The 24,464-nt window shown below is 69.1% G+C and carries 24 protein-coding genes; 17 read left to right on the top strand and 7 right to left on the bottom strand.

Features of this window, described 5'->3' with window-relative positions; genetic code table 11:
* Positions 1-25: 25 nt before the first annotated feature.
* On the bottom strand, positions 26-562 hold the full coding sequence (locus CJ179_RS08175; RefSeq protein ID WP_095861153.1) for a flavin reductase family protein: 537 nt from the start codon (positions 560-562) through the stop codon (positions 26-28).
* 197 nt (positions 563-759) lie between these two features.
* Here CJ179_RS08175 and CJ179_RS08170 point away from each other — a divergent pair, with 197 nt between their 5' ends.
* From CJ179_RS08170 to CJ179_RS08115, 12 genes are all read left to right on the top strand, one after another.
* A complete protein-coding gene (locus CJ179_RS08170; RefSeq protein WP_095861152.1) occupies positions 760-1,635 on the top strand; it encodes an alpha/beta fold hydrolase in 876 nt (291 codons plus the stop codon).
* A complete protein-coding gene (locus CJ179_RS08165; protein WP_095861151.1) occupies positions 1,632-3,344 on the top strand; it encodes an FAD-binding protein in 1,713 nt (570 codons plus the stop codon). The genes CJ179_RS08170 and CJ179_RS08165 overlap by 4 nt, the downstream gene beginning before the upstream one ends.
* Positions 3,344-4,129 (top strand): 2-keto-4-pentenoate hydratase, encoded by a 786-nt coding sequence (locus tag CJ179_RS08160; RefSeq protein WP_095861150.1) that lies wholly within the window; start codon positions 3,344-3,346, stop codon positions 4,127-4,129. The genes CJ179_RS08165 and CJ179_RS08160 overlap by 1 nt, the downstream gene beginning before the upstream one ends.
* Before the next feature lie 7 nt (positions 4,130-4,136).
* On the top strand, positions 4,137-5,042 hold the full coding sequence (locus tag CJ179_RS08155; RefSeq protein ID WP_206016232.1) for an acetaldehyde dehydrogenase (acetylating): 906 nt from the start codon (positions 4,137-4,139) through the stop codon (positions 5,040-5,042).
* Positions 5,043-5,080: 38 nt separating this feature from the next.
* Entirely contained in the window at positions 5,081-6,139 is a 1,059-nt protein-coding gene (dmpG, locus tag CJ179_RS08150; protein WP_072940841.1) for a 4-hydroxy-2-oxovalerate aldolase, read from the top strand.
* 40 nt (positions 6,140-6,179) lie between these two features.
* On the top strand, positions 6,180-7,358 hold the full coding sequence (locus CJ179_RS08145; protein WP_072940838.1) for an acyl-CoA dehydrogenase family protein: 1,179 nt from the start codon (positions 6,180-6,182) through the stop codon (positions 7,356-7,358).
* An 87-nt stretch (positions 7,359-7,445) separates the two neighbouring features.
* Positions 7,446-8,357: a biphenyl-2,3-diol 1,2-dioxygenase gene (gene bphC, locus CJ179_RS08140; RefSeq protein WP_095861148.1), complete on the top strand. Its 912-nt coding sequence runs from the start codon at positions 7,446-7,448 to the stop codon at positions 8,355-8,357.
* The gene (locus CJ179_RS08135; protein WP_095861147.1) at positions 8,354-9,505 is read left to right on the top strand and encodes a S9 family peptidase; all 1,152 of its coding nucleotides are present in this window, start codon (positions 8,354-8,356) and stop codon (positions 9,503-9,505) included. The genes bphC and CJ179_RS08135 overlap by 4 nt, the downstream gene beginning before the upstream one ends.
* A 78-nt stretch (positions 9,506-9,583) precedes the next feature.
* Entirely contained in the window at positions 9,584-9,970 is a 387-nt protein-coding gene (locus tag CJ179_RS08130; RefSeq protein ID WP_095861146.1) for a hypothetical protein, read from the top strand.
* Between the two features lie 3 nt (positions 9,971-9,973).
* Positions 9,974-10,351, top strand: a complete 378-nt coding sequence (locus CJ179_RS08125; protein WP_179377543.1) for a PEP-utilizing enzyme — start codon at positions 9,974-9,976, stop codon at positions 10,349-10,351.
* Complete coding sequence (locus tag CJ179_RS08120; RefSeq protein WP_072940827.1) at positions 10,351-10,950, top strand: hypothetical protein; 600 nt, start codon at positions 10,351-10,353, stop codon at positions 10,948-10,950. The genes CJ179_RS08125 and CJ179_RS08120 overlap by 1 nt, the downstream gene beginning before the upstream one ends.
* Positions 10,951-10,969: 19 nt before the next feature.
* Positions 10,970-11,806 carry a DUF427 domain-containing protein gene (locus CJ179_RS08115; RefSeq protein ID WP_072940825.1) on the top strand — a complete coding sequence of 279 codons (837 nt, stop codon included), beginning with the start codon at positions 10,970-10,972 and terminating at the stop codon, positions 11,804-11,806.
* 16 nt (positions 11,807-11,822) lie between these two features.
* On the opposite strand, the gene CJ179_RS08110 is transcribed toward CJ179_RS08115, so the two are convergent.
* Positions 11,823-13,049, bottom strand: a complete 1,227-nt coding sequence (locus CJ179_RS08110; protein ID WP_072941192.1) for a low temperature requirement protein A — start codon at positions 13,047-13,049, stop codon at positions 11,823-11,825.
* Positions 13,050-13,119: 70 nt separating this feature from the next.
* Positions 13,120-13,935 (bottom strand): alpha/beta fold hydrolase, encoded by an 816-nt coding sequence (locus CJ179_RS08105; RefSeq protein WP_072940823.1) that lies wholly within the window; start codon positions 13,933-13,935, stop codon positions 13,120-13,122.
* Between the two features lie 231 nt (positions 13,936-14,166).
* On the opposite strand from CJ179_RS08105, the gene CJ179_RS08100 reads away from it, so the two are divergent.
* Positions 14,167-14,952, top strand: a complete 786-nt coding sequence (locus tag CJ179_RS08100) for an SDR family NAD(P)-dependent oxidoreductase (RefSeq protein WP_095861145.1) — start codon at positions 14,167-14,169, stop codon at positions 14,950-14,952.
* 11 nt (positions 14,953-14,963) lie between these two features.
* Here the strand turns inward: CJ179_RS08100 and CJ179_RS08095 are convergent, their stop codons facing one another.
* Genes CJ179_RS08095 through CJ179_RS08085 form a run of 3 tightly spaced genes read right to left on the bottom strand, consistent with a single transcriptional unit; the run spans position 14,964 to position 17,174 of the window.
* Positions 14,964-15,755 (bottom strand): SDR family oxidoreductase, encoded by a 792-nt coding sequence (locus CJ179_RS08095; RefSeq protein WP_095861144.1) that lies wholly within the window; start codon positions 15,753-15,755, stop codon positions 14,964-14,966.
* 23 nt (positions 15,756-15,778) lie between these two features.
* On the bottom strand, positions 15,779-16,033 hold the full coding sequence (locus CJ179_RS08090) for a hypothetical protein (RefSeq protein ID WP_072940814.1): 255 nt from the start codon (positions 16,031-16,033) through the stop codon (positions 15,779-15,781).
* Entirely contained in the window at positions 16,011-17,174 is a 1,164-nt protein-coding gene (locus CJ179_RS08085; protein WP_095861416.1) for a Rieske 2Fe-2S domain-containing protein, read from the bottom strand. Before CJ179_RS08085 ends, CJ179_RS08090 begins: the two co-directional genes overlap by 23 nt.
* A 166-nt stretch (positions 17,175-17,340) precedes the next feature.
* Here CJ179_RS08085 and hsaA point away from each other — a divergent pair, with 166 nt between their 5' ends.
* A complete protein-coding gene (gene hsaA, locus CJ179_RS08080) occupies positions 17,341-18,507 on the top strand; it encodes a 3-hydroxy-9,10-secoandrosta-1,3,5(10)-triene-9,17-dione monooxygenase oxygenase subunit (RefSeq protein WP_095861143.1) in 1,167 nt (388 codons plus the stop codon).
* On the opposite strand, the gene CJ179_RS08075 is transcribed toward hsaA, so the two are convergent.
* A complete protein-coding gene (locus tag CJ179_RS08075) occupies positions 18,508-20,046 on the bottom strand; it encodes an FAD-dependent oxidoreductase (protein WP_095861142.1) in 1,539 nt (512 codons plus the stop codon).
* 184 nt (positions 20,047-20,230) lie between these two features.
* Between CJ179_RS08075 and CJ179_RS08070 the strand changes: the two genes are divergently transcribed.
* From CJ179_RS08070 to CJ179_RS08060, 3 genes are all read left to right on the top strand, one after another.
* Entirely contained in the window at positions 20,231-20,842 is a 612-nt protein-coding gene (locus tag CJ179_RS08070; protein WP_072940808.1) for a TetR family transcriptional regulator, read from the top strand.
* A gap of 201 nt (positions 20,843-21,043) precedes the next feature.
* Positions 21,044-22,207, top strand: a complete 1,164-nt coding sequence (locus tag CJ179_RS08065) for a steroid 3-ketoacyl-CoA thiolase (protein WP_095861141.1) — start codon at positions 21,044-21,046, stop codon at positions 22,205-22,207.
* Positions 22,208-22,229: 22 nt separating this feature from the next.
* On the top strand, positions 22,230-24,464 hold the full coding sequence (locus tag CJ179_RS08060) for an acyl-CoA dehydrogenase (protein ID WP_095861140.1): 2,235 nt from the start codon (positions 22,230-22,232) through the stop codon (positions 24,462-24,464).

Raw genomic sequence — 24,464 nt, 5'->3', positions numbered from 1 at the left:
CGTGGCTGACGAGTCCCCGGACTCGTTACGCGCGCACGGGCAGCGGGGCGGCGTCGAGGCCGAAACCGCCCCGGAAGAACACCATCGGACGCTCGTCGCACACCGATTCGAGTTCCAGGACGCGTCCGATCACGACGTCGTGATCGCCGGCGGTGTGCACCGACTGCACGTCGGCATGCACGCGCAGGAGGACCCCCGGCAGCGACGGCGTCGACCACCCCGACGGCTCCCAGACGAGCCCGTCGAACTTGGCACCCCGGCTCGAACCGAACCGGGCGCAGAGGTCCGTCTGGTCCTCGTGTAGCACGTTGATCGTGAAGCGTCCCGACCGCCGGATGCGCGGCCATGCCCGGCCGCGGTGATCGGCACAGAACAGGATCAGTGGCGGCTCCAGCGACACCGACGCGAACGACTGGCACGCGAAACCGACCGGGCCCTCCGCGTCGAGCCCTGTCACCACCGTCACGCCGCTGGCGAATTGCCCCAGGGCACGGCGCATCTCGCCCGGTGACGGTGCGTCCGGGTGTGCCGCGGGCTTGTTGCCGGCCGGTTCGGTTGCCATCAGACCGCCTCCGATTGCTCTTCCGTCGCCGACCGATTCGGCGATCGACCCCGAGGCTAGAGACGCCCCCGAAGCGTCACGAGATGCCGTCTCGGTCAGTGGAAGTCCCCGCCCGGACCGTGCCCGAGCCGTGCGGTGTCTCGCTGACCGGGATCGCTCCTGTCCGAGTCGGGACCACGCTGGCAACGTGATCGACCATGACGACTGACTCGAGTTACGAGGGCACCCTGAAGGAGCTGAAGACCGACCTCGGCGTGCTTCGCTACCACGAGGCCGGCGACGGTCCGCCTCTTCTGCTGCTGCACGGTTCCGGCCCCGGCGTGACGGGGTGGCGCAACTTCCGCGGCAACCTCGGCGTCTTCGCCGAGCACTTCCGCACCTTCATCCTGGAGTTCCCGGGATTCGGGGTCAGCGACGATTTCGGCGGCCACCCGATGCTCACCGCGGGCGACGCGGTGCTCCGCTTCCTCGATGGTCTCGGACTCGATGAGGTGGCGATGCTCGGAAACTCGATGGGCGGCATCGTCGCCACCCAGTTCGCCATCGCACACCCCGACCGCGTCGCCAAGTTGATCACCATCGGCGGCATCGGCAGGAACCTCTTCAGCCCCGGTCCCGGTGAGGGCATCAACCTCCTGATGGAGTTCACGGACGAACCCACCCGGGAACGACTGATCGCGTGGCTGCACTCGATGGTGTTCGACCCCGCCATGGTCACCGAGGAACTGATCGAGGAACGCTGGACGCAGGCCACCGACCCCGAGACCCTCGCCAGCGCCCGCAAGATGTACAGCAAGGCCGCGTTCGAGGCAGGCGCCAAGGCGGCACTCGCGTCCGACGCCACCCCGTACTGGGCCCAGCTGCACAAGGTGACGGCGCCGACGCTGCTCACGTGGGGCCGCGACGACCGGGTCAGCCCGCTGGACATGGCGATCCTCCCGATGCGGTCGATCCCGCGGGCGGAACTGCACGTGTTCCCGAACTGCGGGCACTGGGCGATGATCGAGCAGAAGACGGCGTTCGAGAGCGCCGTCCTCGCCTTCCTCCTCCGCAAGGACGGCAGCGGACGATGAGCGGCACCGCAGAAACCTTCGATACCACAGTCGATTTCCTTGTCGTCGGCAGCGGTGGCGGCGGCATGGCCGCGGCGATCACCGCGGCCCACCGCGGGATCGACACCCTCGTCATCGACAAGGGCGCGACGTTCGGCGGATCCACCGCCATCTCCGGCGGCGGCATCTGGATACCCAACGCCCCGACGCTGCGCGCGAAGGGTGTCGTCGACTCCCGCGAGTCGATCCGCCGCTACCTCGACATCATCACCGAGGGCACCGTCGCCGCCGACCGCCTCGACGCGTTCGTCGACAAGGGTCCCGAGCTGATGGAACTGCTCGACCGCAGCCCGCACATGGAGCTGTACTGGGTGAAGGGCTACTCCGACTACCACCCGGAATACGAGGGCGGGCGGCCGCTCGGGCGCACCATCGAATGCATCCCGTTCGACACCCGGGCGCTGAAGGAGGACGAGCAGTTCCAGCGTCCCAACAGCATGAAGGGTCCGCTGGGCCTGTGGGTCACCTCGAAGGATTACCACGACCTCGCCATGGTCAAGCGCACGTGGAAGGGCCGCAAGGCGTCGCTGGTGGCGGCGTGGCGGGTGGCGTCCAACGTGGTCCGGCGACGCCACATGGCGACCGGCGGACGCGCACTGGTGGCGCGGATGCGGATGGTCCTCAAGGACGCCGGGGTGCCGCTGTGGCTGAAGACGTCGATGACGGAACTGATCGTCGACGGCACCGGAGCGGTCGTGGGTGTGCTCGCCGAGCGCGACGGACAGACGGTCCGGATCGGCGCCCGCCGCGGCGTGCTGCTCGCGACCGGCGGGTTCGACCACAACCAGGACATGCGGGCCAAGTACCTGCCCCGGCACGGCGTTCCGGACGTCAGCGCCGGCGCCCGGGAGAACACCGGCGACGGCATCGTCGCCGGCCAGAAGCTCGGTGCGGCAGTCGACCTCATGGACGACGCCTGGTGGATGCCGTCGGTGCTGCACCCGATGGGTGCCGTGATCCCGCTCGTGTCGGAGCGGTGCATTCCGCCGTCCGTCATCGTGAACGGACGCGGCGAACGCTTCACCAACGAGTCGTCGCCGTACGTGAACTTCGTGCACGACCAACTCGACGGCGGCCATGTCCCGGCGTGGTTCGTCATGGACAACAAGGCGAAGTCGCGGTACCCGTTCGCGCAGGTGCTGCCGGGTGTGCCGTTCCCTCAGGGGTTCTACGACTCCGGTGTCGTGCACAAGGCGGACACGCTGCGTGACCTCGCCGAGAAGATCGGCGTCAAAGCAGACACCCTCGTCGCGACCGTCGATCGCTTCAACGGCTTCGCCCGCAGCGGCACCGACGAGGACTTCGGCCGCGGCGAGAGCGCGTACGACCGGTACTACGGCGACCCGACGATGAAGAACCCGTGCCTCGACGAGATCGTCCAGGGCCCGTTTTACGCGATCCGCTGCGAGGCAGGCGACCTGGGCACGAAGGGCGGACTCGTCACCGACGCCGACGCCCGGGTGCTCCGCGAGGACGGGACCGTCATCGACGGCCTGTACGCCACCGGCAACACGTCGGCGTCGGTGATGGGCAACGAATACGCCGGCGCGGGCGCGACCATCGGTCCCGCCATGGTGTTCGGCTACATCGCCGCGCAGCACGCCGCCCACGTGAGTGGCAAAGAGTCCCGGAACACACGACAGCACTCACGTGCGGGGGAGGTGGCGTGATGCTGAGCGACGCGCAACGACTGTCCGCCGCCCACCTCCTGCGGAACGCCGAACGGAACCGCGCACCCATCGATCCGCTGACCACCGTGTTCCCGGGCATCGACGTCGTCGACGCCTACGAGATCGCGCTGCTGAACATCCGGGCACGGCTGGCGGCGGGGGAGACGGTGTACGGCCACAAGGTCGGACTGTCCTCCGAGGTCATGCAGAAGATGATGGGCGTCGACGAGCCCGACTACGGACATCTGCTGTCGAGCATGGTGTACGCCGAGGGGACGCCGATCGACACCGCGCAGTTCTGCTACCCGCGCATCGAGGTGGAGATCGGATACGTCCTCGGCGAGACCCTGCCGGGGGAGGGGTGCACCGAGACCGACGTGCTCGCGGCCACCGAATACATCGTTCCCAGTATCGAACTGATCGACTCCCGCATCACGGACTGGAAGATCGGGCTCGCCGACACGATCGCCGACAACGCGTCCTCGGCCGGCGTGATCCTCGGAGCCGGACGGGTGGAACCGGCGAACGTCGACATCGGCGCGATCTCCGCGGTGCTGTTCCAGGGCGAGGAGGAGATCGCGCGGGGGGAAGCGTCGGCGGTGCTCGGCAATCCCACGAAGGCCGTGGCCTGGCTGGCGCGGAAGGTCGCGAGCTTCGGAGTGCAGCTCGAGGCCGGGCACGTGATCCTGCCCGGTTCGTGCACCCGCGCGATCGACGCCCGCCCCGGCGACGTGTTCCGCGCCGATTTCAGTGACATCGGCTCCGTATCAGTAGAATTCAAGTAAGGCGACAATTGTGACCAAGGCTTTCGCCGCGATCGTCGGATCCGGCAACATCGGCACCGACCTGATGTACAAACTCCTCCGCTCGGAGATCATCGAGCCCCGCTGGATGATCGGCGTCGACCCCGACAGCGAGGGACTGAAGCGCGCCGCGGACCGGGGTGTGATCGCCAGCGCCGAGGGCGTCGACTGGCTACTCGCCCAGGACGAGCGCCCCGACATCGTCTTCGAGGCCACCTCGGCCTACGTGCACCGGGCGAACGCGCCCCGCTACCGGGAACTCGGCATCCAGGCGGTCGACCTCACCCCGGCCGCGCTCGGACCCGCGGTCGTGCCCGCCGTGAACATGGGCGAGCACCGCACCGCACCGAACGTCAACCTCATCACGTGCGGCGGCCAGGCGACCATCCCCATGGTCCATGCCGTCTCCCGGATCACCGACGTCGCGTACGCCGAGATCGTCGCCAGCGTGGCCTCGCCGTCCGCGGGCCCGGGTACCCGCGCGAACATCGACGAGTTCACGATCACCACGAGCCGGGGCATCGAGACGATCGGCGGGGCGAAGAAGGGTAAGGCGATCATCATCCTGAACCCGGCCGAGCCGCCGATGTTCATGAAGGACACCGTGTTCTGCTCCATCCCCGCCGACGCCGACCGCGGCGCCATCACCGCGTCCATCCACGACGTCGCGGCGTCCGTGCAGGCGTACGTCCCCGGCTACCGTCTGCGCGCCGAACCGCAATTCGACGACCCGACGCCGATCAGCGGAGGACTCGCCCGCGTCGGCATCTTCCTCGAGGTCGAAGGCGCCGGCGACTTCCTGCCGCCCTATTCCGGCAACCTCGACATCATGACCGCCGCCGCCACCAAGGTCGGCGAGAGCTTCGCGACGCAGATCCTCGGCGCCAGCGTCTGAGCGCGTCCGCCCCACATTCACTCTTCGAAGGAATACCGATGCCTTACAGTGCCGATCTCGACATCCGGGTGACGGACTCGTCGCTGCGCGACGGCTCCCACGCCAAGCGACACCAGTTCACCGTCGACCACGTCCGCTCCATCGTCGGGGCGCTCGACGCCGCCGGCGTTCCGGTCATCGAGGTCACCCACGGCGACGGACTCGGCGGTTCCTCGTTCAACTACGGATTCAGCCACACCCCGGAACAGGAACTGATCAAGGCCGCGGTTGAGACGGCAACGCGGGCCAGGATCGCGTTCCTCATGCTCCCCGGACTGGGTGTCCAGTCCGACATCCGGGAGGCCGCGGACAACGGCGCGAGCATCTGCCGCATCGCCACGCACTGCACCGAAGCCGACATCTCCGTGCAGCACTTCGGGCTCGCCCGCGAACTCGGGCTGGAGACGGTCGGGTTCCTGATGATGTCTCACAGCCGGCCGCCGGAGGTTCTCGCGCAGCAGGCGCGGATCATGGCGGATGCCGGCTGCCAGTGCGTCTACGTGGTGGACTCGGCCGGGGCGCTGATCCTGAACGCCGTCAGCGACCGCGTGTCCGCCCTGGTGGCCGAACTCGGCGACGACGCACAGGTTGGATTCCACGGCCACGAGAACCTCGGCCTCGGTGTCGCCAACTCGGTGCTCGCCGTCGAGGCGGGCGCCTTGCAGATCGACGGCTCCACCCGGCGCTTCGGCGCCGGCGCGGGCAATACCCCGGTCGAGGCGTTCGCCGCCGTCACCGAGAAACTCGGAATCCGCACCGGCATCGACACTCTGAAGATCATCGACGCCGCCGAGGACGTCGTCCGGCCGATCATGGACGGCGACTGCCTGCTCGACCGGCTGTCGCTGACCATGGGTTACGCGGGCGTGTACTCCAGCTTCCTCAAGCACGCCGACTCCCACGCCCGCCGGTACGGCGTGTCCGGTGCGGAAATCCTCATCGAGGCCGGCAGGCGCGAGCTGGTCGGCGGTCAGGAAGACCAGCTGATCGAAATCGCCCTCGGCCTCGCGGACCGGCAGTCCGCGGAACCTGCAGTCGCCGAGAAGAAGTCCGCCTAGGCGTTCCGCCGGGTACCGACACCAGAAAGCCGAGATCATCATGGGCCAGGTTCTTGACAGGATCGAACAGTACGCGGACGAGATCCGCGCGGAAGGCACCGAGGGCGACAAGCTGATGCGCCTGTCGGACACGTCCGCGAAACGGTTGCGCGACTCCGGGGTGATGCGGATGCTGCAACCCAAGGAATACGGCGGCTACGAATCGCATCCGCGCGAGTTCGCGGAGACCGCGATGGGCATCGGCGCCATCGACGGAGCCGCGGGCTGGGTCAGCGGCATCGTCGGCGTCCACCCGTGGGAACTGGCGTTCTTCGACCGCACCGCGCAGGACGAGGTGTGGGGCGAGGACTCCGACATGTGGATGGCGTCGCCGTACGCCCCGATGGGGGTGGCCGTGCCCGTCGACGGCGGCTACGTCCTCAACGGACGGTGGTCGTTCTCCTCGGGCACCGACCACTGCGGGTGGGTCATGATCGGCGCCGCCGTCGGCGACCGAGACGGCAACCGGGTGATGCCACCCAAGATCCTGCACGTGCTGCTGCCACGCTCGGACTACGACATCGACCAGGACAGCTGGAACGTCGTCGGACTGCGCGGCACCGGATCCAAGGACCTGATCGTCAAGGACGCATTCATCCCGCAGCACCGGACACTGCAGGCCGACAAGGTCTTCGACGGATCCGCGCCGAAGGAGTTCGGCCGCACCCAGACGCTCTACAACTTCCCGTTCTCGTGCATCTTCCCGCTCGGCATCACGTCCTCGCTCATCGGCATCGCCGAGGGCGCGCTGGCCTGCCACCTGAACGCGCAACGCGAACGCGTCACCGTCTCCGGGACCCCGATCAAGGACGACCCCTACGTGCTGTTCGCGATCGGCGAGGCGGCCGCGGAGATCGCGGCGTCCCGCGCGGCGATCCTGGAGACGGTCGACCGGTTCTGGGACATGACCGAGAAGGGGCAGGACATCTCGTTCGAACTCCGCTCCATCGGTCGGCGCACCCAGACGGCCGCCGCCTGGCGGGCGGTGCGCGCCGTCGACGAGATCTTCGCGCGCTCCGGCGGCGGTGCGCTCCAACTGAAGACGCCCATGCAGCGTTTCTGGCGGGACGCCCACGCCGGCCTGTCCCACGCCATCCACGTGCCGGGCTCGATCTTCCACTCCTCGGCCCTCACCCAGCTCGGCGGCGAACCCCAGGGCATCCACCGCTCCATGATTTAGGCGCTTCGCGCCCGTGCGCCTTTTTGGTCGTTCCAGCTACCAGAAAGGCGCACGGGTGGCGGAGCCGCCTCCAGGAAAGGACTTCACATGACCGACATCCGAGGGCTCGGCTACCTGCGGATCCAGACGAAGGACGTGCCACGCTGGCGGGAGCTGGTGGTGGACGGGCTGGGCATGGCCGTCGGTTCCGGCCCCGAGCCCGACGGCCTGTACCTGCGCGTCGACGAGCGACGGTCGCGGCTGATCGTCCTGCCCGGCGACACGGACAAGGCGCTCGCCGTGGGCTGGGAGGTGCGCGACCAGTTCGCCCTCCAGCGAGTGCGGGAGCAGGTGGAGAAGTCGGGCGTCACGGTCGACGTCCTGTCCGAGGAGGAGTCGCGCTACCGCGACGCCGAGCAGGTGATCGCGTTCGACGATCCGTCCGGCACCCGGGTGGAGGTGTTCTTCGGGCCCGTGCTCGACCACAGTCCCGTCGTCACCCCGCACGGGGGCCGCTTCGTCACCGGCGCACAGGGGCTGGGCCACGTGGTCCTCCCGACGCCGGCGTTCGAGGAGGCCTACACGTTCTACACCGAGGTGCTGGGGTTCCTGCCCCGCGGCGCGATCCGGCTCGGACCGGCCGACGCCCCGGGACCGGCCCGGCGGGTGCGGTTCATGGGCGTCAACCAACGCCATCACAGCCTCGCGTTGTGCCCCGCGCCGCACAGCGGCGAACCCGGGATGGTGCACCTGATGACGGAGGTCGACTCCCTCGACGCCGTCGGCCAGGCACTCGACCGGCTCGGCAAGCTCGGCTTCTCCATCTCGTCGACCCTCGGCCGTCACACCAACGACCGCATGGTGTCGTTCTACGTGCGCGCCCCCGGCGGCTGGGACCTCGAATTCGGCACGGAGGGCATGCTCGTCGACGAGGCGCACTACACCGCCGAGGAGATCACCGCGGACAGTTACTGGGGCCACGACTGGTCGGGTTCCGAGCCGCTGGCGGCGTTCGCATGACGGTCTCGCGCGCCCGGATCGGCGCGGTGGCCGCACTCGTCCTCCTCGGCGGAAGTGCCTGTTCCAGTGCGGCATCCGAGACGGTCACCGACACGTCGCCCCGGCCGGGTCAACTCCTGTCGGCCCGCTCCGTGAACGATGGTCCCGCGCTGCCGAGCGCCGGACGGAACGAGGTGATCACCTACGCGTCGCAGGACGGCAACGGCGACCCCGTCGTGGTGTCGGGCACCGTGTCTATTCCCCGCACGCCGGCACCCGAGGGCGGGTATCCGGTGATCAGCTGGGCGCACGGCACCACCGGAGTCGCGGACGCCTGCGCCCCGTCCGCGGATTTCGCGGGCGGCCCCGCCCACAGTTATCTCTCCGGGGTGAATGCGTCCCTCGACGACTGGGTGGCGAAGGGGTACGCGGTGGTGAGCACGGACTACCAGGGTCTGGGCACGCCGGGAATCCATCCGTACATCAACGGTGACACGGAGGCGAACGCCGTCGTGGACATCGTCCGCGCCGCCCGCGACGTGGATCCGGCGGTCGGCTCGACGTGGTTCGTGATCGGGCACAGCCAGGGTGGGCAGGCGGCGCTGTTCACCGCCGCGCAGGCCGGGGAGCGTGCCCCGGAACTGCATCTCGGCGGTGCGGTGACGATCGCCCCGGGCAACGGGCTCGACCAGACGCCGCAGTACTTCCGCTCGGGTGTGCCGGGTATCGAAGCGGCCGAGGCGTTCCTCCCGCTGATCCTCCTCGGCGCGCAGGCCGCCGATCCCGCGATCGACCCGTCGGCGCTGTTGACGGAGCAGGCGCAACCGCTGCTGACGGCGGCGCGGACCGGGTGCATCGACGACATCCGGAAGGTGCCGCCCGTGCCTGCGGGTCAGGTCTTCCGCCCCGACGCCGACCTGGGGCCGCTGACGGAGTACCTGGGCCGCCAGGAGCCGTCGAGGGTTCACGTGCAGGTCCCGACGCTGGTCGCGCAGAGTTCCGGTGACCTGGTGGTGAGCAAACCGTCGACGGATCTGATGGTGAAGACGTTGCAGGACAACGGGAACGAACTCACGTATCGGACGTACGAGGGTGCGGACCATCGCGGGACGATCGGGGCGTCGCAGCAGGACGCGCAGGATTTCGTCGCCGGGATCCTCGCCCGCTGAGGGTGCCGGGACCTCACCGGACGACACGACCATCAACAGTCTGTTGACAACAGACTGTTGATGGCGTGAAGTGGTCGGGTGACCACCGACGACCAGACACACGCGGCAGAGCTTGATTCGGCACGCTCGACGCTGAACCAGGCCGGTGCCGCGAGGCTCGAGCGGCGTCCGTGGGAGCATCCCGGGCAGCCGCGGTCGGACACCGACTTCGTCAGGTTCGCGGCGTGGGCCGGCCGGGATGCGCAGGGCACGGACCCGGCTGTGGTCGCGGCAGGGCTGCGGCTGCTGTCTTCGGCGCGGGTCGAGCTCGACCAGATCGAGGCCGGTCTGCTGTTCGCCGCCCGCAGCAGTGGGCTGACCTGGCCGCAGATCGCGGAGGCGCTCGGCCTGGGGACGGCTCAGGCCGCCCAGCAGCGCCTGAACCGGGTCCTTGCCAGAGCCGGCGACCGCGACGCGGAGGCATGAGCTGTGCCGATTCTCCCCCTGCCGGACGCGTCGGAGCGATACGGTGACACTCTGCTGACGGGCGTCGCAGCCAGCCCGGGAACCGCCGTCGGCCCTGCGCGGATCATCGGCGGCCTGGACGACTTCGTCCGTTTCCGCTCGGGCGACGTCCTGGTCTGCCGAACGACCGCGCCGGCGTGGACCCCGCTGCTGGCCCTCGCGTGCGCGGTGGTCACCGAGACCGGCGGTGTGCTGGCGCACGCCGCGATCGTGGCCCGTGAGTTCGGCATCCCTGCCGTCCTGGCCGCGCCAATGGCCATGACCACCCTGACCGACGGCCTGCTGGTCCGCGTGGACGGCACGCACGGGCACGTCGCTGTTCCGAACGCCGGGGGGATCTGATGCCGCACCGCACTCCGACGGACATTCTGGTGTTGCACGCCGTGCGGATCCTGGGCTACGCCGAGACCGCGCGCATCGCCGCCCGTTTCGATCTGTCTGTCGAGACGACCGTCGAGCACCTGCTCGATGCCCAGGCCCGTGGGTGGGTCACCCGCACCCCCTTCGCCGAGGACAGCGGCTGGTCCCTGACCGATCTCGGGAAGGCGCACGGCGAAAGACTGCTCGCCGCCGACCTCGACCGGTGCGGGATCCGTGCCGTGGTGGTGCAGGTCCACCGGGAGTTCCTGCCGCACAACGTCGCCGTCGCGGACGCGTGCACCGCCTGGCAGTTGGCCGAGCTGGGTATCGGCGAGGCCATCGTGACCCTCGACGAGACCACCACCCGCCTGGGAATCGCGGCAGACGCCCTGGCCGATTTCGAGACGCGCCTGGTTGCGGGCACGGACCGATTCGCCGGCTACCAGCAGCGGTTTGCCGACGCCGTCGGGCGGTCGAGCACGGATCCGGGCTGGATCACCGCGACCGACCGCGACTCCTGCCACCGCGTCTGGTTCGAGTTCCACGAGGACCTCATCGCGTCCCTCGGCCTGGCCCGGTAAGAGGCCTAGTCTCGAACTCATGGGCCTGCGACTGCGCGACACCGTCGGACATCAGCTACGCGAGCTTCGCTACGAGCCGACGGCGAAGCGGATCCGTGCCGAGCTGAACGGGACCACGGTGGTCGACAGTGACCGTGCGGTCCTCGTCTGGGAACCGCGGCGCGTCGTTCCCACCTACGCGGTGCCGGCGGAGGATATCGCCGCGGAGTTGTCGCCGGAGCCACCGGGTTCGGTGCAGGCCGACGGCGACGTCGGCTTCGCGCTGCCGGACGTGACGACGATGCCGGTGCTCGATCCGCGGATACCGTTCTCGGTGCACAGTGCGGAGGGCGAGCCCGTCGCGATCCGCATCGACGGAGCACGGTACGCCCTGGGGTTCCGGCCCGGCGACGACGAACTGTCCAGCTACGTGGTTCTCGACTTCGACGGCTTCGACCGCTGGCTGGAGGAGGACGACGAGATCGTCGGCCATCCGCACGACCCGTTCCAGCGCATCGATGTTCGCCGCACGTCCCGCCACATCCGGGTGATGCTGGGCGACACCCTCCTCGCCGACACTCGGCGGGCGAAAATGCTGTTCGAAACACTGCTTCCGGTGCGCTACTACCTGCCGCCCGAAGACGTCGTCGCGGAACTGCAACCGAGTGCGACGACGACGTACTGCGCCTACAAGGGCAAGGCCGCCTACCGGTCCGCGGTCACCGCCGGCGGAGTGCTCCACGACATCGCGTGGCGATATGACGAGCCCCTCGTCGACGCGTCGGAAGTCCGGGGACTCGTGGCGTTCTTCGACGAGCGGCTCGATCTGATCGTCGACGGTGTGGCCCGGCCGCGGCCGGAAACGCCCTGGTCGTAGCGTTCGCTCCCTGGTCCTAGTCCTCGGCGGCGTCCGCGCCGTCGAGTGCGATCTCGAGTGCCCGGGCCTCGTGGGCGTGCCCGAGCAACTCGTATCCGACGACGGTGACGACCGGGGCCAGCATCACCACGATCAGGCACCACGCCATCGACACGCCCTGCGCCGCCAGCACGAGGGCGAGCGCGATCGTCGCCGCGGTCAGGACGAGGAGTAGGACGTGGAACGGGTCGGGAACCCGCAGCAGATACGTGTACAGCAGGTACACGGCCGCGAGGTAGATCGCGACGGGGACGGCGACGGCGAGCACCGTCGCCGTCGCGCCGATGTGGGAGGCGTGTTCGATGTAGTACGCCGCCACGTGCAACCCGGCCCCCACGGCGGCCAGCGCGGCGAAGACCACGATGTGGCTGTACCCCCAGACGAACGAGCGGCGGCGATACACCGCGAGCACCTCGGCCGACGGCAGGGTGTAGTACACCCACCACAGGCCGAACGTGAGTCCGATGCCCGCGACGGCGACGAGTATCGCATCGAGCGACCACCCCTGGTGTTCGACGACGGCGGACAGTGAGGCCACCGTGCCGATCACACCCTCGCCGAGCGTGATGATCACGAGCAGGCCGTGACGCTCGACGATGTGGTGTGCGTGCCAGGGTGTTCCGCCCTTGTACCGTTCGGCGATGACGGGGCTGCTCATCTCGACGAGGATGAGGACGGCGCCGAGGCCGAACGCGTACTCGACGGTGAGGGGTGCGATCGCCAGCGTCACCCAGCCGATCTGTGCGAAAACGAGCGCCGTGGCGTACGTCAGCGACGCCGAGCGGTGGTCGGGGTCGTGCCTGGCCGCGCGCAACCACTGGAACACCATGGCGACGCGCATGACGATGTACCCGGACACCATGACGGTGTTGTCGAGTTCGACTCCGCGGTCGATGGATGCGAACATCTGCGGCATGCCGAGCGCCATCACGATGACGCCGATCATCTGGATCATGGTGGTGACGCGGTAGATCCAGTCGTCGGTGTCGTAGGCCGAGGCGAACCAGGAGAAGTTGATCCAGGCCCAGATGGTCGAGAACATCGCGAACGAGAAACCCGCCAGCCCGGCGCCGACGTGTCCTTCGGCGAGGAGGTGGGCGAATTGATTGCCCGCGACACCGAACGCGACGACGAACGTCAGGTCGAACAGCAGCTCCAACGGCGTTGCCGCACGGTGTTCCTCGTCCGGATCGCGGCCGACCATCTTCTGGACGCGGTGGGCGAGGCTCCTGCCGTTCGATGCCGATTCTTCGGGCGCGTTCACGGCTGTGCAGTTACGGCGTCGCCTGGTCTGCCTGCACCACGAGGTCGGCGACAGCGACGGGCTGGGATACCAGGACGGCGTGCGACGCGGGAATCTCCGTGATCTGCGCCCCCGCCCGGGTGGCCATGAACCGCTCGGACGCCGCCGGAATCACCTGATCGTTCTGAGCGACCATGGCCCAGCTGGGAGTCGACGCCCACGACGGCGCACCGCTGGGTTCGAGGTTCGCCACCAGCGCGGCCGACCGCTGGTGCGCGAGCATGTCGGCGGCCGTCGCGTCGGACACGTCCGGCGCGAACACCCGATGGAAGTCGGCCGGGTTGATGTAGCCGTCGAGGTTCCTGCCCGCGATCCCGGTGGGATCGTTCTCGACGACCTTCACCTGCAGCACGGGCGGGAGCAGCTGGCTGCCGGGAAAGCGGATGGGGTCGAGGTTCAGCATCACCGGCTCGCCCTGCGCCGGGGCGAATGCCGCCACGTAGACGAGCGCCTCGACGTTCGGCGAGTGCACATTGGTGATGACGGCGCCGCCGTACGAGTGACCGACGAGCACCACCGGTCCCGGGATGTCCGCGAGCACCTTCTCGATGGCGGCGGAATCGTACGCCGGTCCGCGCAGCGGGTTGTCCGGGACGACGACTTCGTACCCGCGACCACGCAGGTCCGCGGCCACCGCGTCCCAGCTGGTCGTGTCGGCGAACGCGCCGTGGACCAGCACCACCGTCGGCAGATCCTGGGCGACGGCCGGTCCGGCCCCGACGGTGAGCGTACCGGCCGCGGCGATCGCGCACGCGGCGACGGCGGTTCGAAGTCGAAGAAGTCGCATCACTCGTCTCCCGGGTCAGGACGGAACACAGTGGTCAGGGGCGAAGGGGGCTGTGCGCCAACCTCTGTCGTACGACGAGAAGCAGTGTCGTACGACGGACGACGCCGTGGCCTGGCCCTTCGTCGCTGAGATTACTCGCCCGCAGCGCGGTCGGCATCATTTCGGCTAGCGTGAGCGGAGGGGGACATTCCGCTCGTCCGTGCACGCTCCGCCGTCGTCAGGAGGAACCCCGTGGATCTCGCATTGCGCGGCACCGTCGCCGTGGTCACCGGAGCCAGCAAGGGTATCGGGCTCGCCATCACCCGGGCACTCGCCGCGGAAGGTGCCTTCGTGGTGGCGGGGGCGCGTTCGCCCGGCCCGGAACTGGAAGAACTCGTCCGCAGTGGAAACGTGGAGGCGGTGAGCGTCGACCTGTCGACCCCCACCGGCCCGGGTGAACTCGTTGCCGCCGCCGCTGCCCGTGGCAGTCTCGGCGTCGTCGTCAACAACGTCGGCGCCGCCCACCCGAGACTGACCGGCTTCCTCGACGTGACCGACGACGACTGGATCACGACGATGAATCTCAACCTGATGTCGGCGGTGCGGACCATCCGGGCCGCGCTGCCCACGATGATCGCCGCGGGCCGGGGGAGCATCGTGACCACGAGTTCGGTCAACAGTTTCCTGCCCGATCCCACCGTCATCGACTACTGCGCGTCCAAGGCCGCGCTCACCAACTTCTCGAAAGCTCTGTCGAAAGAGATGGGACCATTGGGAATTCGGGTGAACACTGTCAGCCCCGGCCCCGTGTCGACCGCCCTGTGGCTCGGTGACGACGGGGTGGCCGCCACGGTGGCGCGCGCCGCGGGCGGCGAACCGGAGGCGGTTGCGGAGAGTGTCGCCAAACAGGCGGTCACGGGCCGGTTCACCCGCCCGGACGAGGTGGCGGATCTCGTCGTGTTCCTCGCGAGCGACCGGGCGGGCAACGTGACGGGATCCGATTTCGTGATCGACGGCGGACTCGTCACCACCCTCTGACCGCCCGCGGACTACCGGCGCCCCAGAAGTTTCCGCATGCCCTCGGCCGCGCCGCGCACGAGTGCGTCGCGGGGGAACCCGCTGCGCTTCTGCGCCGCGTCGTAGTTGCCGCCCGCCACCCAGACCGGCCCGTCGGCCAGGTGCGTGAGACCCTCCCGGGCCACGTCTTCGGGCTCGGCGACCTTCATCCCCGGCAGATCGAAGTTCAGGCCTGCCCGGACCATCGCCGGCGTGCGGGTGACGCCGAGAACGAGTTCGACCACGTGAACCCCGAACGGCGCCAGTTCGAGCCAGAGGCTTTCCGCGAAGATCCGGCCGAACGCCTTCGACGCGGCGTAGATGCTCTGATCTTCCGACCCCAGATAGCCGGCCAGCGAACCGACCAGCACGATCCCGCCCCGGCCGCGGTCCTTCATCCTCGTGCCGAAATGCTGCGACAGGTGCAGTTGAGAGGTGATGTTCAGGTCGATGACGCGCTGGAAGCCGGCGAGGTCTCCGCTGACGAACTCGTGCCCGTAACTGTTGGCTCCGGCGTTGAAGATCAGCAACCCGACCTCGACGTCGTCGGTGGCCGTGCGGATCCGGTCGAGGGCGTCCGGGTCGAGGAGATCGAGCGCGAGGGTGCGTACCAGGACGCCGTGCGCGCGGACCTTGGCGGCGGTCTCCTCGAGGGGGCCGGGCTTGCGGGCGATCAGCACGAGGTTGATCCCCGCTCGGCCGAGTTCCTCGGCGAAGCTCGCGCCGACACCCTCGGAGCCGCCTGCGATCACGGCCCACGGTCCGTAGTGATCGATGTCGATCATGATGTGTCCCTTCGGGAATGGTGTCAGTGAACGACGACGGGAGTCGGTACGGGGTCGGGATCGCGCACCGGCACGGCACCCGCCTGCGCGGCCCGGGTGATCGACGCGGTCAGCGCCGCGCACCCTTCCCGGGGAGCGCCGGGGCGTCCCGGTCCGGAGCCGCCGATCTCACGGCACCGGGAGCGGGCCGCGTCGTCCCACTGAATGGATGTGTGCTCCCAGCTGTTCTTCTGGACGAGGACCCGCGCGCCGCACTCAGTGCACTGCAGCGGCTGCATCGGCTTCGCGCGCCTTTCGTGCGAGGTTTTCTTCCACTTCCCGCTTCCACGATTCCACGGGCCGGGTGGTGTCGAGTTCGAACTCGAACCGCTCGGTCATCTGCGGCGTCACCGCGGCGACGTCGACGTAGAACTGCTCGTACCACCGTCGCAGCTGGTAGACCGGACCGTCCTCCTCACACAGCAGCGGATTCTCGATGCGGGTCTTGTTCTTCCAGATCTCGATGTCCTGCTCGAAACCCTTCGCGATGAACGTGCCGAAATTCTTCGCCATCGCGGTGGCCGCGTCGCCGTCGAGTTCCTTGGACTTCTTGACGATGATGCCGTACTGCAGCACGAACTTGTCGGCGCTGACGGGGTAGTGGCAGTTGATCAGCACGGAGTCGACGTCGTGCGTCTCGTACTGGTACGTCAGGTCGTCGACCATGAACGACGGTCCGAAATAGGTGGCGTCCGATCGGCTTCCGACCATCTTCGGCTGACCCGACGCGTGCGGGCGCATGTCCTCACGGGCCTGCCCGCGCATGAACTGGCTGGCGACGTGGCCCTCGAAGACGTTCTTGAAGTAGGTGGGGAACGAGAAGTGCACGTAGAAGAAGTGCGCCATGTCGACGATGTTGTCGACCACCTCGCGGCAGTTCGTGTCGACGGTGGTGCGGTACCAGACCCAGTCCGTCCACTCGTCGTCGAGGGCGCCGTCGATGCGGGGAATCGTGACGTCCGCGGGCGGCGGATTGCCTTCCGGATCGTTCCACACGAACAGCATCCCGTCCTGGTCCAGCGCGTGCCACGACCGGGTTCGCGCGAGCGGCGGCACCCGGCGCGCGTACGGAATCTTCTTGCACCGGCCGTTGCTTCCCCACCGCCAGTCGTGGAACGGGCACGCCACCTCGTCGCCCTTGACGGTGCCCTGGCTCAGATCGCCGCCCATGTGCCGGCAGTAGCCGTCGAGCACGGCGAGGTCGCCGGCACTGTCGGCGAAGACGACGAGTGTGGTGCCGAACGCCTCGACGGAGTGCGGCTTGCCGTCCCGGAATGCCTCGGACAATCCGATGCAGTGCCATCCACGGGCGAATCGGGTGGGCGCTGCGCCGGCGTCGATCTCGCGTACCTCGACTGTCTCGGACTGTTGGGTGGTCACGATGCGTCCCGTCCTCTCCTGGGCTTGTGCGGTGCCCTGCACGCTAAGTGAGCGTCGACGGCCCGCATCGCGTGGTCCCACTGGACGGGACCGCGCGGACGGCGGCGTTTCCCGTTGAGCGAGACGCATATCCACGCGCGGGTGCGATCGCCCTACCCTCCGACAGATGACGAACGAGGTCCTCAGATCGGTCCGCGGGCTGCTGCCGACGATCGCGGAGTACGCGGACAAGGTCGACGAGTCGCGGCGGGTGTCCGAGCAGGTGATCCGTGAACTCGGCGACACCGGATTGTTCAAGATGCTGCAGCCCCGGCGGTACGGCGGCACCGAGAGCGATCCGGTGCATTTCTACGAGGTGGTGCGCGCCGTGTCGGGGGTGTGCGGCTCGACGGGCTGGCTGGCGTCCGTGCTCGGTGTGCACCCGTGGCACCTGGCCCTGTTCGACGACCGGGCACAACGCGACGTGTGGGGCCACGACGATTCGGTGCTCGTGTCGTCCGCCTACGCGCCCGTGGGGCGGCTCGTCCCGGTCGAGGGCGGATACCGGTTGACGGGGGACTGGGGCTTCTCCTCGGGCTGCGAGCACGCGTCGTGGGCGCTGCTCGGCGCGATGCTCGTCGGAACCGAGGGTCGCCCGGTCGATTTCATGACCGCACTGGTGCCGCGGTCGGACTACCGCATCCACGACGTGTGGGACGTGGTGGGGATGCGGGGCACCGCAAGCAACGAGATCACCGCCCGGGACGTGTTCGTTCCCGACTACCGGATCAAGAGGAACTACGAGACGGCGCAACTGCGCGGTCCCGGGCAGAAGGTGAACCGGGGACCCCTGTACCGGCTGCCGTTCGCCACGCTCTTCACCACCGCCGTCGCGGCGCCCGGGGTCGGCATCGTCGCGGGATGTTACGAGCGCTATCTGACGGTCATGCGGGAACGGGTGCGACTCAGCCTCGGTGGCGGCAGATTCGTCGACGACCAGTTCGCCCAGGTCGCGGTCGCCCGGGCGGCGTCCGAGATCGATGCCGCAATCCTGCAGATGGATCGCAACGTGCGGGAACTGTGGGAGTTGGCCGAGGCCGGTGAGGAACTCCCCATGGGTCTGCGCCTGCGGGTGCGCCGCGATCAGGTCCGCGCCACCGAGCGGGCTCTCGAGGCGATCGACCTGCTGTTCAAGACCGCCGGCGGGAGTTCGCTGTTCCGCGGCAACGCGATCGAACGGTCGTGGCGCGACGCCCACGCGGGCAGTGCGCACGTGGCCAACGAGCCCGAACGCGCCCTCGCCTTGTTCGGCAGGGGTGCGTTCGGGCTCCCGGTGGAGGACAACCTCGTGTAATCAGCTCCGCATGTGCTGAACTGCCCGGTAGGAGAACACCATTGCGGTGCCGAGCGGCACGCCGGGGCCCGGGTAGAACCGGCCGCTGAGCGATGCGCTGGTGTTGCCCGCCGCATACAGTCCGTCGATGGGGGAGCCGTCGGCGCGCAGGACGCGGGCGTCGGCGTCGGTCCGGACGCCGCCCTTGGTGCCGAGGTCGCTGAGCACGATGCGGGCCGCATGGAACGGGCCCTGCGACACCGGGCTCAGCGCCGGGTTGGGCGGGGCGTCCGCACCCGTGCCGGGCGGGCAGAAGAAGTTGTCGTACGGATCCTCTCCCCGGTGGAACGCCTCGTCGACGCCGTGCTTGGCGAAGTCGTTGAACTGTTCGACGGTGCGGCGCAGAGCGTCCGCGGGGACGCCGATCTTCTCCGCGAGTTCCTCGATCGTGTCGGCCGACACCCAGGTGCCCGCCGCGTGGTGCTTCTCGGCGGAGATCTGCGGAATGGAGATGGCAGGCAACACGGGCCCGCCCTCCTTCGAGTCGAAGACGAGGTAGGACCCGGCGCCGCCGTGTTCGATCATCGCGCGGCCGAACTGGTCGTACGGCAGCGACTCGTTGAGGTACCGCTCTCCGGACGTGTCGACCAGAATCCCGCCGCGCACACCCACCATGAAAGCGCCGGAGCCGTCCGGAAGTTCGACGCCGGGGCACCACCACGCCTCGTCGAGCAGCGCGGTGTCCGCGCCGACCTCCACCGCCGCCTGCAGGAGGTCACCGGTGTTGGCGCCGCGCGGTCCCATGCTCCACTCGGCCCGGCCGGGCGTTCCGTTCTCGGTGCGCAGGGCCGCGCTGCCCTCGATGCCGCCCGCCGCGAGCAGCACGCCGCGGGTCGCCCGGATGCGGATCGTCTCACCGGCCGCATCCGTCGCCAGGGCGCCGACCACCCGGCCGTCCTCGACGATCAGCGCGCGGGCCGCGGTCCCGGTGCGCAGTTCCGCGTGCCCGGTGCCGTACAGGGCCATGAGGAGACGGCCGATCAGGGCACGGCCCCCGTTCAGCGTTCCCTCGGGATGCGGTTCGCCGGCCCGATCGACGTCGGCCTCCGGCCGGATGACCTCACGAAGTTCCCCGACCTCGTCGCCCGGCAGATCGAGCGGGTTGATCGCGCGACCGTAGTCCATGCGGCCGGGTGCCTTGTAGTAGTCGGGGAATGCGCGCCACTCGAACTCGATGTGGGGATCGCGTTCGAGAAGTTCGACGACCTCGGGGGCGGTGGTGACGTACGCCTCCTGGCGGTCGATCTCCTCGTCTCCCACCACCGCGCGCAGGTACGTGCGCGCCTTGTCCGTGGAGTCGCCGATCCCGGCACGCTCCTGCACGGCGGTGCCCGGCAGCCACACCGCGGCGCCCGAGTACGCGGACGTGCCGCCGAACAGTGGGGTCTTCTCGAGGACGAGGGTGCGCAAACCCTGCGAAGCGGCCGTGTACGCGCCGGTCAGGGCGCCGCCCCCCGAACCGACCACCAGCACGTCGCACTCGGTTGTCCAGTCCTGCATCGTCGTTTCCTCCGTTGATGGTCTGTGGTGACTGACGGTCCAGTCGTGGGGTTCACGCAATCGCATCCGGGCGGCGTGCGGCACGTGCGGTCCCACTCACCGGACGAAATTCGAAGCTTTGCCGATCCAGTGCGAGAATCGACACCGGATCCGGGGCTGTGTGCGGAGTGAAGGGGGATCGAGGGTGCCGAGAATCGCCGAAGTGCGGGACGCTGCCGAACCGAGTTCGGAGGAACAGCGGGCCCGCCACGTCCGCATGCTCGAGGCCGCCGTCGAACTGGCGACCGAGAAGGAACTCGCCCGCGTCCAGATGCACGAGGTGGCCAAACGCGCCGGTGTCGCGATCGGGACGCTGTACCGGTACTTTCCGTCGAAGACGCACCTGTTCGTCGCGGTGATGGTCGACCAGATCGACCGGATGGGTGCCGGTTTCAAGAAGAGTGCGCCGCCCGGGGAATCGCCGCAGGACGCGGTGTACAACGTGCTCGTACGGGCCACCCGCGGTCTGCTGCGCAGACCCGCGCTCTCCACGGCGATGATCCAGTCCACGAGCACCGCCAACGTGGCGTCCGTGCCGGACGCGGGGAAGGTCGACCGAGCGTTCCGGCAGATCATGCTGGACGCCGCCGGGATCGAACACCCGACGGAGGAAGACCTGACCGCGTTGCGCCTGCTGGTGCAGTTGTGGTTCGGCGTGATCCAGTCCTGCCTCAACGGCCGGGTCACCATTCCCGACGCCGAATCAGACATCCGCAAGGCGTGCGACCTGCTGCTGGTCGGTCTGTCGCACCGCTGACAGCTTGCCCGGCGGGGGCCGCCTCCCCGGCGCGCCCGAAATGAAATTCATTCCTGACTGCTGAGCCGGGTCGGAAACTGTCCTTCGCAAGACGAAGGGCATTGCTGTCTTCCAAGAAATAGAATAAATTCCAAAAATGAGCCGCGGACGTGTCCGCGAGCCAGAAGAACCCGAGCCAGAAGAACCCCAAGGGAGCGGAACATGGGCAACGCCGTCATCGTCGACGCGGCACGGACACCGATCGGGCGCCGGCGCGGAGTGCTGTCCGGACTGCACCCGGCCGAACTGCTCGGCGCCGCGCAGCGGGGCGTCCTCGAACGGGCCGGTGTCGCCCCGGAGGACGTCGGGCAGATCGTCGGCGGATGCGTCACCCAGGCCGGTGAGCAGTCCAACAACGTGACCCGGCAGGCGTGGCTGCACGCCGGCTTGCCGTACACGACGGCGGCCACGTCGATCGACTGCGCCTGCGGATCGTCCCAGCAGGCCGTGCACGTCGTGGCAGGTCTGATCGCGTCCGGCCAGATCTCCGCCGGAATCGGGTGCGGTGTCGAGGCGATGAGCCGGGTGTTCCTCGGCCAGGCCGCCACGCCGGAAACGGGCAACCCGTACCCCGGCGACTGGTCGATCGACATGGGCGACCAGTTCACGTCCGCCCAGCGGATCGCCGACCTGCGCGGGATCGAGCGTGGCGACGTCGACGCCCTCGGCCTCGAATCGCAACGACGCGCCGCACAGGGATGGGCGGAAGGACGATTCGACCGCGAGATCGTGCCGGTCACCGCCCCCATCGTGGACAAGGCGGGCACACCCACCGGCGAATCCGCGGTCGTCACCCGGGACGGCGGACTGCGGGAGACGACGGCCGACGCCCTGGCCGCACTGAAGCCGGTGATCGACGGCCACATCCACACCGCGGGCAATTCGTCCCAGATCAGCGACGGCGCCGCCGCCGTTCTGCTCATGGACGAGGACCGTGCCCGCGAACTCGGATTGCGGCCGCGCGCGCGGATCGTCGCGTCCGGCATGGTCGGCTCCGACCCCTACTACCACCTCGACGGACCGATCGATTCCACGCGGATGGTCCTCGATCGCGCCGGAATGTCGCTGGACGACATCGATCTCGTCGAGATCAACGAGGCGTTCGCGTCCGTTGTGCTGTCGTGGGCGCAGGTGCACGGCGCCGACCTGTCGAAGGTCAACGTCAACGGCGGCGCCATCGCCCTCGGACATCCGGTGGGCTCCACCGGGGCCCGGCTGATCACCACCGCCCTGCACGAACTGGAACGCTCCGACACCGCCACCGCACTCGTCACGATGTGCGCCGGTGGCGCGCTGTCCACCGCAACCATCATCGAACGCATCTGAACCCCGAACGATCGAGGCCGACATGACAATGGGATTGACCGAAGAAGAGCGCGACCTCCGCGACTCGGTGCGAGGCTGGGCCACGCGAACCGTGACCCCGGCCGTGTTCCGGGAGGCCGTCGAGGCCAAGACCGAGCAGCGACCGCTGTTCTGGAAGTCGTTGGCGGAACTGGGCGTACTGGGACTGCACCTGCCGGAGGACGCGGGCGGTGCGGGCTGCGGACTGGTGGAACTGGCCGTGGTCACCGAGGAACTCGGCCGGGTCCTGCTGCCCGGGCCGTTCCTGCCGACCGTGCTGCTCGGCGCCGTCCTGCACGAGTCCGGCCGCACGGGCGAACTGTCCGGACTGGCCGACGGTGCGACCCTCGGCGCCGTGGCGCTGCAGCCGGGTTCGCTGCGCCTCGTCCGGGACGGCGGAGCGGTGACGCTGGACGGCGAGTCCGGGTACGTCCTCGGCGGGCAGGTGGGCGACCTGTTCCTGCTCGCGGCCGCGGACGGCGACGACACCGTGTTCGTGGCGCTCGCCCGCGACCGGCTCGACGTGACCGACCTGCCCAGCCACGACGTGGTGCGCCGCAACGCGACCGCGACGGTGAACGGCCTCGAGATCGCCGAAGCCGATGTCCTGCAGATCGATGCGCAGCGCGTTCGTGATCTGGCCGCGACGTTGTTCGCCGCCGAGGCGTCGGGCGTCGCCGACTGGGCCGTGACCACCGCCGCCGACTACGCCAGGGTGCGTCGGCAGTTCGGTCGTCCCATCGGCCAGTTCCAGGGCGTGAAGCACCGGGTGGCGCGGATGCTCGGCCTCGCGGAGCAGGCCCGCGTCTGCGCGTGGGACGCCGCCCGCGCGATGAATTCCGGAAGCAGTGCCAGGGCCGCGACGGCTGCGCCGCGCTGCAGTACTGCGGAGGCGTCACTCGCCGCCGCGGTCGCCGGCGCCACCGCACCCGACGCGGCGTTCTCCGTCACCAAGGACTGCATCCAGGTGCTCGGCGGCATCGGCTACACCTGGGAACACGAGGCGCACCTGTACCTGCGCCGGGCGCAGTCGCTGCGGATCCTGCTGGGGTCCACCGCGTTCTGGCGGCGGCGCGTTGCCCGCGCGACGCTGGGCGGTGCCCGCCGGGTGCTCGGCATCGATCTGCCGCCGGAGGCCGCGGGCACCCGGGCCTGCGTCCGCGCGGAACTCGCGTCCGCCGCGTCGCTGGGCGAGACGGAACGCAGAACGTACCTCGCCGAAAAGGGGTACACCGCACCGCACCTGCCCGCACCGTGGGGCAGGGGAGCGGGTGCCGTGGAACAACTCGTGATCGCCGAGGAACTGCGCGCGGCCGCGCTGAAGCCGCACGACATGATCATCGGCAACTGGGTGGTGCCCACGCTCATCGCGCACGGCAGCGAAAACCAATTGCAGCGCTTCGTGCCGCCGTCGCTGCGCGGCGACCTCGTCTGGTGTCAGCTGTTCTCCGAACCCGGCGCCGGATCGGACCTCGCAGGCCTGACCACCAGGGCCACGAAGGTGGACGGCGGCTGGATGCTGCAGGGGCAGAAAGTGTGGACGTCGATGGCCCGGGAGGCGGACTGGGGGATCTGCCTCGCCCGCACCGACGCCTCGGTTCCCAAACACAAGGGATTGTCGTACTTCCTGATCGACATGAAGGCGGGCGAGGGCCTGGACGTCCGGCCGCTGCGCGAGATCACCGGCGAGGCCCTGTTCAACGAGGTGTTCCTCGACGACGTCTTCGTCCCCGACGAACTCCTCGTGGGCGAACCGGGCGACGGCTGGAAGCTGGCCCGCACCACCCTCGCCAACGAACGCGTGTCGCTGTCGCACGACTCCTCGCTGGGTTCCGGTGGTGAGGCGCTGCTGACCCTGGCCGGTGAACTGCCCGGCGGCCTCGACGACGAGCAGTTGACCGTGCTCGGCAAGGTCCTCTGCGACGCGCAGTCCGGCGGGCTGATGGCACTGCGCACCACCCTGCGCTCGATCGCGGGCGGGCAACCGGGAGCCGAGTCGTCGATCGCGAAACTGCTCGGCGTCGAACACATCCAGCAGGTGTGGGAGGTGGCGATGGACTGGGCGGGACCGCGGGCCCTGCTCGGCGACCGGCCCCGCACGTCGGACGCGCAGATGTTCCTGAACTCGCAGTGCATGTCGATCGCGGGTGGCACCACCAACGTCCAGCTCAACATCATCGGCGAACGGCTGCTGGGGTTGCCCCGCGACCCCGAGCCCGGACAGGGAGCGGTGGCCTGA

The sequence above is a fragment of the Rhodococcus sp. ACS1 genome (assembly GCF_002300155.1).
In the GTDB taxonomy this organism is placed as follows: Bacteria; Actinomycetota; Actinomycetes; order Mycobacteriales; family Mycobacteriaceae; genus Rhodococcus_F; species Rhodococcus_F koreensis.
The sequence above is the reverse complement of the archived record's forward strand: the minus strand, read 5'-3'. Positions and strand labels throughout refer to the sequence as shown.